At 59.7% G+C, this 16685-nt stretch carries 16 protein-coding genes; 11 read left to right on the top strand and 5 right to left on the bottom strand.

Annotated features, from left to right (window positions below):
- Positions 1–6: 6 nt before the first annotated feature.
- From EXZ61_RS20295 to EXZ61_RS20325, 7 genes are all read left to right on the top strand, one after another.
- Positions 7–918, top strand: a complete 912-nt coding sequence (locus EXZ61_RS20295) for a D-amino acid aminotransferase (RefSeq protein ID WP_142813748.1) — start codon at positions 7–9, stop codon at positions 916–918.
- Positions 919–961: 43 nt separating this feature from the next.
- Positions 962–1300: a YbeD family protein gene (locus EXZ61_RS20300; protein WP_425353592.1), complete on the top strand. Its 339-nt coding sequence runs from the start codon at positions 962–964 to the stop codon at positions 1298–1300.
- Between the two features lie 67 nt (positions 1301–1367).
- Complete coding sequence (gene lipB / locus EXZ61_RS20305) at positions 1368–2015, top strand: lipoyl(octanoyl) transferase LipB (protein ID WP_237219209.1); 648 nt, start codon at positions 1368–1370, stop codon at positions 2013–2015.
- A 49-nt stretch (positions 2016–2064) separates the two neighbouring features.
- Positions 2065–3060, top strand: a complete 996-nt coding sequence (gene lipA / locus EXZ61_RS20310) for a lipoyl synthase (RefSeq protein WP_142813750.1) — start codon at positions 2065–2067, stop codon at positions 3058–3060.
- A gap of 159 nt (positions 3061–3219) precedes the next feature.
- A complete protein-coding gene (locus EXZ61_RS20315; RefSeq protein WP_142813751.1) occupies positions 3220–4227 on the top strand; it encodes a putative transporter in 1008 nt (335 codons plus the stop codon).
- 11 nt (positions 4228–4238) lie between these two features.
- Positions 4239–4736, top strand: a complete 498-nt coding sequence (locus tag EXZ61_RS20320) for a HugZ family pyridoxamine 5'-phosphate oxidase (RefSeq protein WP_142813752.1) — start codon at positions 4239–4241, stop codon at positions 4734–4736.
- A 195-nt stretch (positions 4737–4931) separates the two neighbouring features.
- Complete coding sequence (locus tag EXZ61_RS20325; protein WP_142813753.1) at positions 4932–6899, top strand: ATP-binding protein; 1968 nt, start codon at positions 4932–4934, stop codon at positions 6897–6899.
- A gap of 138 nt (positions 6900–7037) precedes the next feature.
- Here EXZ61_RS20325 and EXZ61_RS20330 read toward each other — a convergent pair whose 3' ends face one another.
- Complete coding sequence (locus EXZ61_RS20330) at positions 7038–7193, bottom strand: hypothetical protein (protein WP_201799093.1); 156 nt, start codon at positions 7191–7193, stop codon at positions 7038–7040.
- Between the two features lie 88 nt (positions 7194–7281).
- Here EXZ61_RS20330 and EXZ61_RS20335 point away from each other — a divergent pair, with 88 nt between their 5' ends.
- Both EXZ61_RS20335 and EXZ61_RS20340 read left to right on the top strand, forming a co-directional pair.
- Positions 7282–7551, top strand: a complete 270-nt coding sequence (locus EXZ61_RS20335) for a type II toxin-antitoxin system TacA family antitoxin (RefSeq protein WP_142813754.1) — start codon at positions 7282–7284, stop codon at positions 7549–7551.
- The gene (locus EXZ61_RS20340) at positions 7544–8029 is read left to right on the top strand and encodes a GNAT family N-acetyltransferase (RefSeq protein WP_142813755.1); all 486 of its coding nucleotides are present in this window, start codon (positions 7544–7546) and stop codon (positions 8027–8029) included. The genes EXZ61_RS20335 and EXZ61_RS20340 overlap by 8 nt, the downstream gene beginning before the upstream one ends.
- 197 nt (positions 8030–8226) lie before the next feature.
- On the opposite strand, the gene EXZ61_RS20345 is transcribed toward EXZ61_RS20340, so the two are convergent.
- Positions 8227–9171, bottom strand: coding sequence for an MBL fold metallo-hydrolase (locus EXZ61_RS20345; RefSeq protein ID WP_201799094.1), 945 nt, complete (start codon positions 9169–9171; stop codon positions 8227–8229).
- A gap of 111 nt (positions 9172–9282) precedes the next feature.
- Between EXZ61_RS20345 and EXZ61_RS20350 the strand changes: the two genes are divergently transcribed.
- Positions 9283–10218: a LysR family transcriptional regulator gene (locus EXZ61_RS20350; RefSeq protein ID WP_142813756.1), complete on the top strand. Its 936-nt coding sequence runs from the start codon at positions 9283–9285 to the stop codon at positions 10216–10218.
- Here EXZ61_RS20350 and EXZ61_RS20355 read toward each other — a convergent pair.
- Positions 10215–11414: an MFS transporter gene (locus tag EXZ61_RS20355; RefSeq protein ID WP_142813757.1), complete on the bottom strand. Its 1200-nt coding sequence runs from the start codon at positions 11412–11414 to the stop codon at positions 10215–10217. The two genes, EXZ61_RS20350 and EXZ61_RS20355, sit on opposite strands and share 4 nt — an antisense overlap.
- Before the next feature lie 64 nt (positions 11415–11478).
- On the opposite strand from EXZ61_RS20355, the gene EXZ61_RS20360 reads away from it, so the two are divergent.
- Positions 11479–13221 carry an ABC transporter substrate-binding protein gene (locus tag EXZ61_RS20360; protein WP_237219021.1) on the top strand — a complete coding sequence of 581 codons (1743 nt, stop codon included), beginning with the start codon at positions 11479–11481 and terminating at the stop codon, positions 13219–13221.
- 43 nt (positions 13222–13264) lie between these two features.
- On the opposite strand, the gene EXZ61_RS20365 is transcribed toward EXZ61_RS20360, so the two are convergent.
- On the bottom strand, positions 13265–15358 hold the full coding sequence (locus EXZ61_RS20365; protein WP_142813759.1) for an AsmA family protein: 2094 nt from the start codon (positions 15356–15358) through the stop codon (positions 13265–13267).
- A gap of 82 nt (positions 15359–15440) precedes the next feature.
- Positions 15441–16619, bottom strand: a complete 1179-nt coding sequence (locus EXZ61_RS20370) for an MFS transporter (protein ID WP_168224838.1) — start codon at positions 16617–16619, stop codon at positions 15441–15443.
- Between the last annotated feature and the right edge of the window lie 66 nt (positions 16620–16685).

A 16685-nucleotide genomic window follows, 5' to 3' on the forward strand; every position in this document is an offset into this window, starting at 1 on the left:
TGGGGCATGCACGCACTGCCCCCACTCCCCTGCTACCTCAACGGCGAAAGCACCACACTCCCCAACGCCAAAATCAGCGTGATGGACCGTGGGTTCATTTTTGGTGACGGGGTGTATGAGGTGATTCCCGTTTACCAAGGCAAGCTGTTTCGCTTTGACTCCCACATGGACCGGCTGCAGCGCAGCCTGGACGCCACCCGCATTCCCCAGCCCCACACCCGCGCAGAATGGGCGCAGATAGCTACTAATTTAGTAGCTGCTTACGCACAATCCACGGGCGCTACAGCCCAAGCCACTAATCAGCTGGTGTACATCCAAATCTCCCGGGGTGTGGCCATGCGTGACCACGCCATGCTGGAAGGGCTCACGCCCACGGTGTTTGCCATGAGCAATGTGATGAAGCTGGCTACGGCCGAGCAGCGCAGCCAAGGGGTGGCCTGCGTCACAGCAGACGACTTCCGCTGGGAGAAAGCCCAGCTCAAAAGCACCAGCTTGCTAGGCGCCGTGTTCGCCCGCCAGATCAGCGTGGACGCAGGCGCGGTAGAGACCATCATGTTCCGAGGCGAGCACTTGAGTGAGGCTTCTTCCAGCAATGTCTGGGTGGTCAAGAACGGCACGGTCTATGGCCCGCCCAAAGACAACTTGGTGCTAGAAGGCATTCGCTACGGCGTGCTCGAAGACATCTGCCGCGCCCAAGGCATTCCCTTTGTGCTGCGCCCCATCACCCGCGCGGAAGTGCTAGACGCCGACGAGCTCTTGCTCAGCTCCGCCACCAAAGAAGTGCTGCCGGTCACGCTGCTAGACGGCCAGCCCGTGGGCCACCTTGCGAAAGGCCTGCCCGGCCCCATCTACCAAGCCTTGTATGCCGGATACCAGCAGCTCAAAGCCGACCCCGCGCAGTCCCTCGTGGCTGCCTGATCCGCAACCCCCCGGCGCAATTCAACCTCTCAAAGCACTTACCGTGACCCAAGCTCCTACGCCCCCCACACCGTCCAACCCTGCGACCCCCACCGTCATCGGCGAGGGCCTCACGCCCTCCCGCGCGGAGTCGCTGATTGAGTACCCCTCGCAGTTCCCCATCAAGGTTATGGGCCTGAAGGTCGAGGGCATGGTCCACGCCGTGACCGAGATTGCCAAGGCTTTTGACCCCGCGTTTGACGCCTCCACCATCGAGCTGCGCGAAAGCAAAGGCGGCAAGTACCTGGGTGTGACCGTCACCATCACCGCCACCAGCCGCGAACAACTCGACGAGCTGTACCGCACCTTGTCGACCCACCCCATGGTGAAAGTGGTGCTGTAAGGCCGTGTCCACGCCCATCGACATCCGCCACCTAGGCCATACGGCCTACGCGCCCACTTATGCGGCCATGCAGGCATTTACGGACGAAAGATGCCTCCCGGGCGCATCTGATGTGCGTGACCAGCTATGGATTTGTGAGCATCCACCGGTGTACACCCAAGGGCTGGCGGGCAAGGCCGAGCACATTTTCAACCCCGCCGACATCCCGGTGGTGCAAACCAACCGGGGCGGGCAGGTCACCTACCACGGGCCCGGTCAAGTCATGGGCTACCCGCTGATCGACCTCAAGCGCGCGGGCTACTTTGTCAAAGAGTATGTGTACCGCATTGAAGAGGCGGTCATCAGAACCCTGCTGCACTTTGGCGTGACCGGCCACCGGGTCGCTGGGGCCCCCGGCATTTATGTGCGCCTAGACGACCCCAGCGGCCACAGCCCACTGGCACAGCGCCCCCAAAAAGACAAGGCCAGCGGCGCTCAGCCCGATTTCACCGGCCTAGGCAAAATTGGCGCGCTAGGCATCAAAGTCAGCCGCAACTGCACCTACCACGGCGTGGCGCTGAACGTGGCCATGGACCTGGAACCCTACTCCCGCATCAACCCCTGTGGCTACGCCCGCCTGCAAACGGTAGACCTTTCTACAATCGGGGTCAGCGTGGCATGGGATGATGTCGCCCATGTGTTGGGCGACAAACTGGCCAGCTACCTCGCCCCTTGACCCTTACAACCGCTACTTTCAACACCGCAGCTCGCCAGCGGGACACTTTATGAACACAACCGAAGCTACCAACGCCACCGTGCGCGAAGTCCAAACTGCGGAAAACTACGACCCCACCGCCAAGCAAAAAGCGGCGGCCAAGCTCTCACGCATACCGGTCAAGGTTGTGCCCGGCGAAATCTTGAAAAAGCCCGATTGGATTCGCGTGAAGGCGGGCTCCCCCAGCACGCGCTTCTACGAAATCAAAGACGTGCTGCGCGCCAACAAGTTGGTCACCGTGTGTGAAGAAGCCAGCTGCCCCAATATTGGCGAGTGCTTCGGCAAAGGTACGGCCACCTTCATGATCATGGGCGACAAATGCACCCGCCGCTGCCCGTTTTGCGACGTGGGCCACGGCCGCCCCGACCCGCTGGATGTGAACGAGCCAGAAAACCTGGCCAAAACCATTGCCGCACTCAAACTCAAATACGTGGTCATCACCAGCGTAGACCGCGACGACCTGCGCGACGGCGGTGCCCAGCATTTTGTGAACTGCATCAGCCGCATCCGTGAACTCTCGCCCACCACGCAAATCGAAGTGCTGGTGCCCGACTTCCGGGGCCGCGACGACCGCGCGCTCGAGATCCTGAAGGCCGCCCCGCCCGACGTGATGAACCACAACCTAGAAACGGCCCCGCGCCTTTACAAAGAAGCCCGCCCCGGCAGCGACTACCAGTTCTCCTTGAACCTGCTCAAAAAGTTCAAAGCCCTGTTCCCCCACGTGCCCACCAAGAGCGGCATCATGGTCGGCTTGGGCGAGACCGACGAAGAAGTGTTGCAAGTCATGCAAGACATGCGCGACCACAACATCGAAATGCTCACCATCGGCCAGTACCTCGCGCCCAGCACCTCGCACCTCACGGTCAAGCGCTACGTGCACCCCGACACCTTCAAGATGTTCGAAGCCAAAGCTTACGAAATGGGCTTCAAACACGCCGCCGTAGGCGCCATGGTGAGGTCGAGCTACCACGCCGACGTACAAGCCGGGCACGCACTGGGCAACTAAGCCCACACGCAATCGTCCACACAAGCCGCTACCAGCCGCGTTGTTCCCACAACGCCCGGCTGGTAGCGGTTTTTTCGTTTTTGCGTGGTGCAGCGAATCCCCCGCAAGCCAGTTAAATTCGACGCTAGGTTTACGGTTTATTCACAAGGAGCGCCATCGATGTTTCAGTCTTTTTTTCGCAACCGCCAATGGTGGCTTTGGGCCTGGGTGGGGGGTGCCTTGATTGTGGGGGTGACTTGGTACAAGGTGCAGCTCACGGTTGAGCTCAATAGCTGGTACGGATCGTTTTATGACTACATCCAAGGGATTCTGCAAAAGCCCGGGAGCAGTAACGCGCAAGAGTTCTTCGCCCAAGTGCTGGTCTTCGCCAAGATCGCGGGCATCTTTGTGGGTGTTGCGGTCATGCTGGAGTTCTTCGTCAAGCACTGGGTGTTCAGGTGGCGCACCGCCCTGACCGAGTTTTACAGCGCCAACTGGCACAAGGTGCGCCACATTGAAGGCGCATCGCAGCGCGTGCAAGACGATACCTACCGGTTCGCCAAGATCATGGAGAGTTTGGGGGTGAGCCTCATGCGTTCGGTCATGACACTGGTGGCCTTTTTGCCTATTTTGTGGACGCTCTCGGCCAAGGTTCCGGACTTGCCTTTTGTGGGGGCCGTGAGCCAGTCCTTGGTGTGGACGGCATTGATGTCGGCCATTTTTGGCACCGTGTTGTTGGCCAGCGTGGGCATCAAGCTGCCAGGGCTGGAGTTCAACAACCAAAGGGTTGAGGCGGCGTATCGCAAGGAACTGGTGCTGGGCGAAGACAACCCTGAGCGCGCCACACCGCCCACCCTGGCCGACATCTGGACACAGGTGCGCAGCAACCATTTCCGCCTGTTCTTTCACTACGCCTATTTCGATGTGGCGCGCTTCTTTTACTTGCAGTACAGCGGCCTGATTCCCTTGATTGCCATGTCCCCCGGCTTGCTCGCCGGAACCATCACACTGGGGCTCATGCAGCAAATCACCAACGTGTTTGAACGGGTCGAAAGCTCTTTCCAATTCTTGGTCAACAGCTGGAGCACCATTGTTGAACTGATTTCCGTCTACAAGCGGCTCAAGGCTTTCGAGCTGGCGATTCGCAATGCGCCCGATGAGGTCGGCTCAGCGCTCACTGTTGAATAGGGGAGCGAAGCATGTCGCAGTCGAATAGCCCCGACAAACCACAGGTCCTGCGCGAAACGGACGATGCCGCGCGGGCACAGGCGCGCGCCTTTGTGCGCGACAGTGCGCACGGCGCCTTGGCAACCCTGGAGCCGCACACTGGTTGGCCCTTGGCCTCACGTGTGTCGCTGGCCGTGGATGCTGACGCAACGCCATTGATCTTGATTTCGCGCTTGTCCGCGCACTACGGTGCGCTAGAAGCCGATGCACGTTGCTCGCTGCTGCTGGGCGAAGCAGGCGATGGGGACCCGCTGCGCCATCCGCGCATCACCGTCCTATGCAAAGCGCACAAGGTGCCCCCAGAGCACCGTGCCGCCGCCAAGACCGAATTCATCAAGCGGCATGCAGGTGCAGAGATGTACGCAGACTTCAGCGATTTCTATTTCTGGCGCCTCGTGCCACAGCGTGCCAGCCTGAACGCGGGGTTTGGCAAAGCGTATGCACTCACTGCGGCGGATTTGGTCGGTTAAGGGAATCGCCACGTTCCACCGCCCCATTTACTGGTGTCCTAGGCGCGCTTGAATGCTGGGGTGGCGGGCGCATGGCAATTACGCCTGACATTGGGGCCGAATTTGTCCCTTGCGCATTTCGCCGTTGCGGTGATGAATGTCCTTGGGTAGCATGGAGGCGTGGCGCGCTGTCCCGTCCGTCTCACTTGGAATCACATGCAACTCAAATCCAAGAATCTGGCTGTATTGCTGTGGTCGGCTTTGAAGAACCACACTACACGTGCGTTTGCAGCATTGACGTTTGTCGTACTCTCTGTGGCACTGGCGTTAACTTGGAAGTTGCTGGTTCAGTCCAACCAAGAAGGCATTGTCAATGCCACCAAGGCCGCCAGCATGGCGATTACCGAGGTCATGGTGTCTGAAGCCTGGAATGAAATCCGGCCGCTGCTGCTATTGGATGAAGAGTCCGTCGTTGCCATCAAGGCCAATCCCTATATGGATCAAATAGACGCCGCTGTGCGCAAGTTCAGCCGTCAAACCGACATTGTCAAAGTCAAGATTTTTGACCTCCGGGGGGTGACGCAGTACTCCTCCGAGTTTCGCCAGATAGGTGAAAACAAGGCAGCCTCTTCCGGTTTTTCCAGCGCAGTGCAGGGGGTTGCCACCAGCGAACTAAGTTTCAGGCAGAGTTTCGAGAGCTTCGGTCGCACCCTGCAGGAGGTGAATCTGGTTTCCTCGTATGTGCCCGTGGTGGAGGGGGAGAACCGCGTGGCGGTGCTGGAGATCTATACCGACCGCTCGTCCGAGTTTGCGCACATGAGGGCTCAGCAGTGGGGGCTCTTGCTGGGTCTTGGGGCGATTTATGTGGTGTTGTATGTCGTGCTGTTGTTTGTATTTTGGAGCAGTGAGAGGGCACGCTTGCGCCATGTGGGGTCTCTGCAGGAACTTGCCACCCAGAACGAGTCAGCCAGACTGGCAGCTGAGCAAAACACCCGCCTGAAGTCGCAGTTCTTGGCGACCATGAGCCATGAAATTCGGACGCCCATGAATGGAGTCATTGGAATGGCGCATCTTCTGGCGGAAACACCGCTGACCCCGGTGCAGTCGGGCTATGTGCACGATATTGTGAATTCTGGTGAATCGCTGTTGGCCATCATCAACGACATTTTGGATATTTCCAAGATCGAAGCGGGGAAGATGGAGTTTGAGCACGCGACCTTTGACTTACCCGAACTCGTACAAAGCGTGCACGCCTTGCTCATGCTTCGCGCCGATCAAAAAGGCATTGGCCTGCACGTGGACCTGGATGATGCAAGTACGCATTGTTTCGTGGGTGACGCTTTGCGCACACGGCAAGTTCTCCTGAATCTGGTCAGCAATGCGGTCAAGTTCACCGACCATGGGCAGGTCAATATCACCGTGCAACGCCAGGCCGCAGGGGTGCGCTTTTCGGTCAGTGATACGGGTATTGGAATGGACGCTCAGGAAGTCGCGCAGCTGTTTCAGAGCTTCACGCAGGTCGATGGCTCCGCAACACGGCGTTTCGGTGGAACTGGGCTGGGGCTGGCCATTTCCAAAAAATTGGTGGAAGGTATGCAGGGCGCGATCGGGGTAGACAGCCACAAAGGTGTGGGCACCACCTTCTACTTTGACCTGCCGCTTCAGATAGATCCAAGCCGTTCAGCGGTGATGCGATCAGCGCCTGCCGCCAATGCCCCCAAGTCCCTTATGGCGGTGCCTGCAGCAGCACCTTCTGACGCGGCACCAAAGGTGATGCTTGTTTCAGCCGCTCCGATGGTCAAGGGCAAACTGCTGCTGGTTGAAGACCATCCGGTGAATCAGAAACTGGCGGCAACGTTGCTGCAACGTATGGGCTTTGAGGTCGATATCGCGCAAGACGGCTCGTTGGGTGTGGATATGGCAGAACGACAACGCTACGATGCCATCCTGATGGATGTGCAAATGCCGGTGATGAATGGTTTGGAAGCAACCCGCGCAATCCGCCAAGGTACCGGACAGAACCAGGGTGGGTGGATCATTGGGCTAACAGCCAACGCGATGGAATCGGACCGAGAGGAATGCCTGTCTGCAGGCATGAATGACTTTTTGTCCAAACCCCTGCGCAAAGAGGATTTGACCGCCGCCGTTAGCCGTATTCCAAAGGCTATACATCCAACTCCTTGAGCCTGGAACAGCGCGCACAGCAGCGGGAACACTTCGTAGCGCTAAGGGATGCCAGGCAACCTGCATTGCCCAGGCCTCTAGCAAACGCTACATATTCAATAGCTGCTTGCGCAATAACCACGGGCGCAAACGCCATATTTACTGGTGCCCGAGGCGTACTTGGATGCTGGGGTGGCGGGCCACCAAGGCCTTGAGCTTGCGCAAGTTGGTGCGGTTGCGCACTTGGTCGCGGGTGAAGTCACCGGGCTCTACGCCGTGGTCCCAGCCCCACTGGGTGTGTGAGGTGTCACCCACCAACAGCACAGGCCCTTGGGTGCGGCGCCTTGCAAATTTATTTCTTTGACGGGTACGGTAAAATACCGTATATCTTTTGGAGTTCACTATGACAACCATAGCCCGATTTGATTTGAAGCTTGACGCGGATGACAAAGACCTGCTTTCTCGTGCGGCCAGTCTCATGGGGACAACCATGGCAGGGTTTGTTCGCAGTGCTGCAAAAGAAAAAGCGCAAATCTTGTTGGAGCAGGAGTCGCGTGTAACGCTTTCTAAGCGAGATTTACTTGCTTTCAATGCTGCTATCCAGGGTGCCTTTAGTCCAAATCCAGTATTGCAAAGTGCGCTGAAAGCGGCCTCAAAGGTCAAGCGTGCTTGAGGAGCAAGTATTTAATGCCAAGGTCCATGACCGTGCAGGTTTCACCAGTGGTGAACCTCCTTTGGACGAATATCTTCACCAATATGCAGCACAGCAAAGTGCGAAGGGACTCTGTTCGATCTTTGTTCTGGTGAACGACACGCAGCCTAGCAAGATATTGGGCTATTACACGCTAAGCGCGGCCCAGGTGGATGTGCTGCAACTCAGTAGCGCTGAGCGGAAAAAGCTTCCCCGTTACCCCATTCCATGCTTTCGCTTGGGGCGGCTTGCTCGCCATATTGACAACCGTGGAGAGGGGTTGGGAGAACTCCTCGTTGGATGTGCCGTCAACCGATGTTTGCACGCCCGCAGCCAGGTTGGAGCCTATGCATTATTGGTGGATGCCAAGAGCCAAAAGGCAAAGTCTTTTTATGAAGCCTATGGCTTCATTGGGTGTCTCGATTCTCCAATGACGCTATATCTTCCTCTTGGCAACTAGTTGCACTGGCCAGCACTGTGCCGTTTGCTGGAATTACAACCGATAGGTCTTCCAACACTTGCCGAAATCCATGGCACAGCAGCGGGAACACTTCGTAGCGCTAAGGGATGCCAGGCAACCTGCATTGCCCAGACCTCCAGAAAATGCTATCTATTCAATAGCTTCTTGCGCAATAACCACGGGCGGAAACGCCATGTTTACTGGTGCCCGAGGCGCACTTGGATGTTGGGGTGGCGGGCCACCAAGGCCTTGAGCTTGCGCAAGTTGGTGCGGTTGCGCACTGGGTCGCGGGTGAAGTCACCGGGCTCTACGCCGTGGTCCCAGCCCCACTGGGTGTGTGAGGTGTCCCCCACCAACAGCACAGGCCCCTGGGTGCTGCGCACTAGGTAAGCGGTGCTGCCGTCGGTGTGGCCGGGGGTGTAGATGGCGTACACGCTACCGTCGCCAAAGATGTCCAGCACCGCTTCAAAACTGTCTTGGCCCAAGGGCTGTGGGCGCATGGCAAATTGCCATTCTTGCAGCGGGCTCTTGCCTTCTAGCAGCGCATTGGTGGCACCTTGGGTAAACACCTGAATCGCTTGCTTGCCCGTGGACTCGTGCGTGCCCACAAACAGAGGCACTTTGGCATCGATGTCGGGCATGCCTGAGATGTGGTCAATATGCAGGTGGGTGAAGAACACGCCCGCCAGCGGGCCGGGCAAGCCCGCCACGATATCGGCAGTGCTCTGGGCCATTTTCATTTGGTCCAGCTTCATGGCTTTTTGCACCAGCCAGTTCAAGCCCACACTGCTGGGGTCTTGGGCCAACCTGGCCGACACGCCGGTGTCCACCAAAAAGTTGCCGTACGTGGGGTGGCGCAGCACATGCGCAAACACTTTGATGGGCTCGTCATGGTCTTTCAACCCCGCGGCTTGGGGGTCTTTCAGGTTCACCAGCCCCGACAAGGGCACCGCCCAGTTGGCGCTGACCACGGTTTCCAACGCCACGGGCCCTGCAAGTTCCAGCTGCTGCTCCATCACCGCATCGCTCACGTTTTTGCCCAGCGTGGCGAGTTCTGTCGGGTGTGTGGTGCTGCTGCAAGCTGCCAAGACGCCTATCGCCAAAGCAAGGGCGCTGCGTTGCACCCATTTCCGTAATTGCATAAAACCCTCTGTGTTTGATCGAAGGCTGCATTGTGTCCATCCATTTTTAGAATGACAATTGGCTAAATATTGATGACACCACCCATATTTGAATAGCAAGGACTTGCATCTATGACCGCGCCAACCAACTGGGATGACTTGCGCTTGTTTTTGGCTGTGGCCGAGCAGGGCAGCTTGAGTGCTGCTGCGCGCCTGCTCAAGCTGGGCCAAGCCACGCTGAGCCGTCGCATGGCAGAGTTTGAAGCTAGCTTAGGCGAGCCCGTGTTTGAACGCAGCACCCAAGGCGTGCAGCTCACACCTATGGGGCGCAAGCTCTTGCCCTCGGCCCAAGCCATGGCGGTGTGGGCGGCCGAGGCGCAGGTGCAGCACAGCGGCAGTCGCCACGCCAGTGCGATGCAAGGCAAAGTGCGGGTGGCTGCCCCGCCCAGCATTGCCTATGACTTTTTGGCCCCTATGGCCGCCGACATTCGCAAGGCGCACCCGGGCTTGCAAATAGATGTGCTGTCGTCGGTCAAGCTGCTCAACCTGAGCCGCGGCGAGGCGGACATTGCGCTGCGCACCTTCGCGCCACAAGACCCCGATTTGCTGTGCCTAGACAGCATCAGCGCGCCCATCAAAGCCTATGCGTCACACACTTATGCGCAAAGCCTGCCCGCGCACTACGAAGCCAAAGATTTGGATTGGATTTGCTGGGCCGCCCCGTATGACGAGGTGCAGATCAACCAAGAACTGCGGGCCCTGATTCCCAACTTCAAAGCGGCATTTACCTCAGACGACCACAACGTGCAGTTTGCGGCGTGCCGCGCGGGCGTGGGCGCTTTGCTGATGGCGCAGGTGCAGCACCGCTACACCCAGTTGGGGCAGCTGTGCGCGCTACCGCTGGACTTTGGGCCGCGCGCCGTGGGCCAGCTGCACATGGTGTGCCACAAGCGCACCGCCGAGCTGTCACCGGTGGTGGCGGTGCGTGCGTTCATCAGCGCGGAGTTTGCGTACATGCGCACCCAGCAAGCGCTGCATGGCATTCACCTCGAACCACGCGCACCCTAGACAGCCGCAAACACTTGGCCCGGTTGGGGCCGTGCGCCTTGGTAGTAGAACCAAAGGCTTGCCACTGCCGCAGCAATCAACACCCAAAACATCACCGCTGGGGGGTAGCTGGCCAACAAATAGCCGCACACCACAGGGCTGAGCGATGCCCCAAAGAGCGACAAGCCTTGCGCCCCGTAGTAGCTGCCGCGCTTGTGTGCAGGCGCTATGCGGTCCACAAACAAATAGTCCGTGGGGATGGTGATGACCTCGCCCACCGTAAACGCAGCCGTGGCCAGCACCCAGGTGAGCACGCTATTGGCATGCATAAAGCCCCACAGCCCCAGCACATAAAACGCCACGCCCGCAGCCACCCAGCGAAAGAGGTGGGGCGGAGCGATTTTTCGACCCACGGGGTACTGCAGCAAGATCACCACCAGCGCGTTGGTCAACAAAATGGCGGGCATGGTGTGGGCCGCGCCCTCAATGCCTTGGGTTTGAATCAGGTACTGCGACAGGTAGCCCGTCACAAAGCGCCCAAACACAAAGGCTGCCAGCACGCCTCCCAGCGTGAGCCACACCAACTGGTGGTCGTTGCGCAAGTCGCGCAAGGTGTCTTTGAAGCTACTGGGAACTGGCGCGCTGCCACCTTGGCTACCCGCATCTGCCTTCACGGTGCTGTGTGTCACCACCTGGCTGGCCATGAGCGCAAACCCGGCGGATAGCCACAGAGGCGCGGCATGCTCCATGCCAAAAGCCCATGCGCCCACCACGGGCCCGAGTGAAAACGCCACGTTCGTTAAGGTGTAGTTCATCGAAAACGCTTTGGCACGCTCGGTAGGTGCCAACCAATCTGCCAACAGCGCTTTGAGGGCAATCTTTTGCATGGTTACCGCGGCCTCTACGCAGCACAGCGCGGCAAACACCAGCACCAACTGGGTCGTCACGGTCACGCCCACACAGGCCAAAGCCATCATGGCGCAGGCGGCGAGCAGCAGTTTGCGCTTGCTGAATTGGTCGGCCAAGTAGCCTGCGTACAAGCCAAACACGGTGGCAAAGAACACGCTGCCGCCCAGGAGCCAGCCCAAGGTTTGCGCAGAGACCTGCATGCGCTCGGTGAGGTAAATGGCCAAGTAGGGCATGCCCACCGAGCGGCCCATCACAAACACCACGGTACTGAGCAACAAGCGCCGCACGGCGGGGGGATACGACTTCATACAACAACACCCAACAAGCAGAGACAACAGGGTGCCAGTGTGCGCAATAAAGGTGAAAATTAAAATGGATGAAGTTCAAAGCAAAATTTCCCCTTTTATGAAACTTCTTGCGCAGTACCGCCGCCTCCACGCTTTGGTGCAAAGCCTGGGGCACCAACCGGGCTTGCCTGCATTGGCGCAGGGCATGCATTGCAGCGAGCGCAATATGCGCAACCTCTTGGCCAAGATGCAGGCCCAAGGCTGGCTCACCTGGACTGCAGGCCAAGGGCGTGGCCGTCACTCCGCGCTGGTGTGGCACACCACACCCGATGCGCTGGCCTTGGACCACATGAGCGAGCTGCTGCGCGAAGGCGATTTGGAGCAAGCCTTTGCCCAACTCAACCCCACACAGCGCAGCGCCTTAAGTGCCCGCTTGCCAGAGTATTTGGAGGCCGACCACGCCAGCCAGCGCAGCTTGCGCATGCCTGTGTACCGGCAGGTGCAAAGCCTGGACCCACTGGACGCGTTTTCGCGCTTAGAGGCCTATTTGGTGCGCCAAATCTTTGGCCGCCTGACCGAGTTTGACGCCGACTCGCACCGCGTGGTGCCAGGGCTTGCGCACCACTGGGAGCCTGCGCACAGCGCGCAGCTGTGGCACTTTTGGCTGCGTCCGGGTTTGAGCTTTCATGACGGCACACCACTCACCGTGCACGATGTGGCAGCCACGTTCGAGCGCCTGCGGGCGGAGTGCAAAACCTACCAGCGCTTGTACTCACGCATTGCGCGCGTTGAGGTGGGTGACGACCAGCGCGTGAGCTTTCACCTCACCGAGCCGCACTACCTGTGGCCCCGGTGCACGGCCAACGGCAACTCGTCCATCGTGCCGTTGAATCGCTCTGCCAACTTCAGCCATATGCCGGTGGGCAGCGGCCCCTTTCGGCTGGTGCGCAACAACAGCTACCAGCTCACCTTTCGCGCCTTCAAAGACTACTACCGCGAGCGGCCCTTGTTGGACGAGATTGACCTCTGGGTCATGGAGGCACAAGGCCCGGCCCCGAGCTTTGACTTGCAGTTTGGCTACAACTCCACCGGCCATGATGCGGGCGCAAGCGTGGGCCCCCACACCAACACCCATTTGAGCGAGCCTTTGGCTGGCTGCACCTACTTGATTTGCAAGCCCACGTCCCCCCTGTTTCACACGGTGGCGCAGCGCCTGGCCTTGGGTGACTGGGTCGCCACCAGCGCGTGGCTGGCGGCTGACGATCTCACGCACACGCCCGCCCGTGGCCTGCTGCCGCAGTGGAAGCACCGACCTGAGCCGCCCCCCTCCGAGTGCCCCGTTCCGGCGGGCACTCACTTGCGCATGGTCACCGGGCCACGCACCAGCATTTGCCGCATGGCCCAAGACCTGCAAGCCCGCTTTGACGCGGCCGGTGTGCACTTGGAATTTGCCAGCCTACCCATCCACGAATGGGTGAACCCCGCGCACTTTGCCGACGCTGACTTGGTGCTGGCAGGCGAGGTGATGTACCACGACCCGCAGTTTGGCTGCTTTGACTGGTTCAGCGCCGACATCATGCTGCGCCGCTGGATGCCCCCCGCCGAAGTGGCCCTGCTAGACGCTGCCTTGCACCGCGCCCAAACCGAACCCAACGAGGCCCAGCGCATGCAACTGTTTGAAGACATGGCCTATCGCATCGTCAACCAGGGCCTGGCCCTGCCTCTGACCCATGAGACCCAAGTGTTAGCAGTCGCCCCCCACGTAGCCGGCGCCCGCATCGGGCCTTTGGGGTTTGCCGCGTTTGAGACGCTGTGGCGGCGGGGGTGATTGGGGCAAAAAAGCGCTGCAGCGGCCCACCCTTCAATACGTGCTACCTGCCCAAAATACCCTTGAGCAAGTCTTTGGCTTTGTCTTCGACTTGGTTCTTGATTTGGGTTTTGATTTCTTCTTTTTTCTCTTCCACTTTGGCCTTGGCCAAGTCAGAGACCATGCTGCCAAATTCGAGCTTGTACGACAGCTGCTCAAACGGGCCGCTGACGCGCACGGGCACGGTCAGGCCCTTGAGTTGGCTCACGTCTTTGCCGCCTTGGCCCTCGGCGCTGCCCACCACCGTGGCCTTGGCCAGGTAGTTCATTTGGCCCAAGCCCACATCGATGTCGCCCGCGCCGCTTAGGCGGATAAAGGGTGACTTCATGGCCAAGTCCTCGTTGTGCGCCACGCCTGAGGCGATTTTGAAGCTGGCGCTCAGCTCCGAAAAGTCGGTCTTCTCGCCCGCTTTGGCTTGTTGCGTGCTGTCGGCTTGGCCGAGCTTGCTTTTCAGGTCACGCAGACTTTGCGCCAGGTTGATGCCTTTGACCGCGCCATCTTTCAAACTCAACGCGGCACTACCAGAGAGCGCCTTCTTCATGGCCAGCACATGGGGGCCTTGGGTTTGCACGTCCAAGACCACATTGCCGCGCCCTTCCAGCAAGTCTTTGTGCAGCAGGTCTTGCATCAGGGGGTTGATGCGCACGCCCGCCAAAGTTTGTTTGAGCGACACCGCATTGCCCGCAGCGTTGACCGACAGCGCGCCGTTGGCCGTGCCTTCGTACAGATTCATGCTCAGGGGTGCCACGTCTAGGCGGCCACCGCTGAGCTTGAGGGTGGCGTTGAGTTGGCTGAGCTTCAAGCCCGACACTTGCAAAGCCCCCACCCGCAGCACACCACCCACACGCGGACCTTTCAGGGCCGACAAATCCAAAGGTTCAGAGGCAGCGGCACTCGCCGCACCGCCAGATGCGCCACCAGAGGCACCACCCGCCGCTGCAGGTTTGGGCGGCAGGTAGGTGTCGATATTGAGCTGGTCCACACCCAGGTCAAACGCCAGCGCAAGCGGCGAAAACTGGGTCACGTTCACCTTGCTTTGCACCTTGCTGGCATCCACTTGGGTGTTGAGCGCAAGGTTGGCGGTTTGCTGTGCCAAGTTAGCGCTTAGAGATCCGCTCAGTGGCAAGCGCAGCTGCTTCATCGGCATGGCGGGGTGGGCAATGTCCAAGCTGCCGGTCAAGGTGGGCAAAGACACGGTTTGCGCAGTCATGTTGACTGCCACGGGGGAGCTGAGCTGCCCTTTTACCGTGGCCTCGCCCGACAGGGCGTCTAGCCCCAAATTCAAGCTGCCTACTTTGAAGCCCTGTGCATTGCCCTCTACGCCGCTCAGGGTGAGCAACACATCGGCCTTGCGGCCCACGCCGTTGAGGCTGGCGCGCAGCTTCACGGCTTCGCCGCTGGACTTGTCGGCGGCCACCACCAAGCGCGGCACATCCAGTGCCAAGTCAAACGCCTCTTTGTTGCTTTCGCCTTTCACGCTGAGCAGCAGGGATTGCACCTGTGCCGTTTTTTGGCCCGTGTCGGCCTGCACCCGGCCCGTGGACAAACTCAGGTTAGACACTGCGGTGCTGGTACCCGCTTTTTCATCGCGCCATGTGAACTGGGCGTTGCTCATGCGGATGGATGCCACATCCACCTGCAGTGGGCTGCGGGGTGTGTTGGCATCGGGTTTGGCAGGGTCATATGCGTGGTCGTGCTGGGTGTCGCCAAGCAGGTCGGAAATGCTCAGCGTGCCGTCTTTTTTCTTGACCACCGTCGCTTGCAAACCATTGAGTTCTAAGGCGCGCACTTCGACACGCTTGGAAAGCAATGGCATAAGCGCCACCGACACGCGGGCCGAGTCCAGCTTCATGAACTGCGCCGTGCTGTTGCGCTCAGTCAGGCTCACGCCGTCCAGTGCAATGCCCACATCGGGCCAGACGGATAACTGGGGTTTGCCCGCAATCACCAAGGTGCGTTGCTTGTCTTGCAGCATGGCACGGCTGAGTTCTGCCTTGACCTTGTCGCCATCAAACAGCGCATACAAAATCGCTACGGCCGCGGCTAGCAACACCAGCACAGCCGCGACACCAAGTCCTACCCAGCGCAATGCCTTCATGGGGCCACTCCTATCGAGTTGTTCTGTGCCACACCCCAGCGGTGTGCACGCGGCAACAAGCCTCAGGCATTCTAGGGGGGCTTTATGGCGCTCCACTGTGCTGGCGCGCACCCACGGTGGCCAAGCCTATGCCCAGCCCCGCGAACACCACCACGGCCAAAGCCAAGCCCGCTACACCCAGCTGCGCAATGAGCGCTGCAAACAAGGGCGGGCCCAAGGTAGAGCCTAAATTGCCCATTTGCGCTACCGCCCCGTTGGCGCGCGACTGCACCAAAGGCTCATGGCTCAAAAAAGGAATCAAGGCAAACGCTGAGCCCCCCGCGAGGCCCGCCATCAACATCAAGGCCATGGCAAACGGCGCAATGCTGAACCCCACCGCGCTGGCCAGCCACAGTGCCAGTGCCGACGCCCCCACAGCGCCCAAAGCCACACGCACCAAAACCAAGGGCGAGAGCCACAGCTGTGCCAACCAGCCCGCACAAAAATTGCCGGCAATGCTCATGAGCGGCAGCACCACCGCCAGCCACCCACGGTCAGCCCCGGCCAATTGCGGCAAAAAGGTCAGCAAGGCCACCGCCATGATGGTGTAACAGCTAAAGCACAGGCCCGGTAAGGCGGTGGCCCATTGCGTGTAAATCTGCACATGCTGGCGTGGCACGGCAGAAGGGTGGTGCCACTGGCGCACGCGCCCCAAGGGATCAGCGGGTACCAAGGCATAGGCCGCCAGCGCCATGAGCGCCATGCCCCCCGCATGCAGCCGCAAGAAACCGGGCAGCCCAAACTGGGCCAAGGCTGCAGCACCCACGGCTGCGGTGAGGGCAAAGGCCACACCCACAAAGGTGCTCCATAAGCCCATGGCAATGGAGCGGTGGCGCGGCGCACAGCTCTGCGCAATGAGCGTGGGCGCGCTCACCACCACCGCCAAGTGCGAAGCCCCTTCAAGCACACGCGTCGCCCAAAACCACCCATAGGGCGGCAACCACGATTGCACCAAGGCCAGCACCGCGCCCAAGCACAAACCTCCCAGCAGCAAACGCTTGTAGCCAATAGCATGGGCATACAAGCCCACCGTCACCCCCGCCACCAGCCCCACCATGCCCACGGTGGACAAGACCAACCCCATCTGTGCAGGACTGACCGCGTACCACTCGCGCAGCGGGCTAAAGGCAAACGAAATTTTGGCGAACTGAATGGCGGCAAAAATGCCGCACAGCCACAGCACCAAGATGCGTGGCCAATGGGTAGTGTTGGAATGGGGCATGGGCCGATGATCATAGGTGACTAAGCACCCGTACTCTTGAAAACGCATGGTGGTGAGCCGCGACAA

This window comes from Rhodoferax aquaticus (assembly GCF_006974105.1).
Lineage (GTDB): Bacteria > Pseudomonadota > Gammaproteobacteria > Burkholderiales > Burkholderiaceae_C > Allorhodoferax > Allorhodoferax aquaticus_A.

Bases quoted from the DNA above. Each gene is read 5' to 3' on its own strand.
- EXZ61_RS20295 (WP_142813748.1), top strand. From the start codon at position 7: ATGCACGCACTGCCCCCACTCCCCTGCTACCTCAACGGCGAAAGCACC.
- lipB (WP_237219209.1), top strand. From the start codon at position 1,368: ATGCAGGCATTTACGGACGAAAGATGCCTCCCGGGCGCATCTGATGTG.
- lipA (WP_142813750.1), top strand. From the start codon at position 2,065: ATGAACACAACCGAAGCTACCAACGCCACCGTGCGCGAAGTCCAAACT.
- EXZ61_RS20315 (WP_142813751.1), top strand. From the start codon at position 3,220: ATGTTTCAGTCTTTTTTTCGCAACCGCCAATGGTGGCTTTGGGCCTGG.
- EXZ61_RS20320 (WP_142813752.1), top strand. From the start codon at position 4,239: ATGTCGCAGTCGAATAGCCCCGACAAACCACAGGTCCTGCGCGAAACG.
- EXZ61_RS20325 (WP_142813753.1), top strand. From the start codon at position 4,932: ATGCAACTCAAATCCAAGAATCTGGCTGTATTGCTGTGGTCGGCTTTG.
- EXZ61_RS20335 (WP_142813754.1), top strand. From the start codon at position 7,282: ATGACAACCATAGCCCGATTTGATTTGAAGCTTGACGCGGATGACAAA.
- EXZ61_RS20345 (WP_201799094.1), bottom strand. From the start codon at position 9,171: ATGCAATTACGGAAATGGGTGCAACGCAGCGCCCTTGCTTTGGCGATA.
- EXZ61_RS20350 (WP_142813756.1), top strand. From the start codon at position 9,283: ATGACCGCGCCAACCAACTGGGATGACTTGCGCTTGTTTTTGGCTGTG.
- EXZ61_RS20355 (WP_142813757.1), bottom strand. From the start codon at position 11,414: ATGAAGTCGTATCCCCCCGCCGTGCGGCGCTTGTTGCTCAGTACCGTG.
- EXZ61_RS20360 (WP_237219021.1), top strand. From the start codon at position 11,479: ATGGATGAAGTTCAAAGCAAAATTTCCCCTTTTATGAAACTTCTTGCG.
- EXZ61_RS20365 (WP_142813759.1), bottom strand. From the start codon at position 15,358: ATGAAGGCATTGCGCTGGGTAGGACTTGGTGTCGCGGCTGTGCTGGTG.
- EXZ61_RS20370 (WP_168224838.1), bottom strand. From the start codon at position 16,619: ATGCCCCATTCCAACACTACCCATTGGCCACGCATCTTGGTGCTGTGG.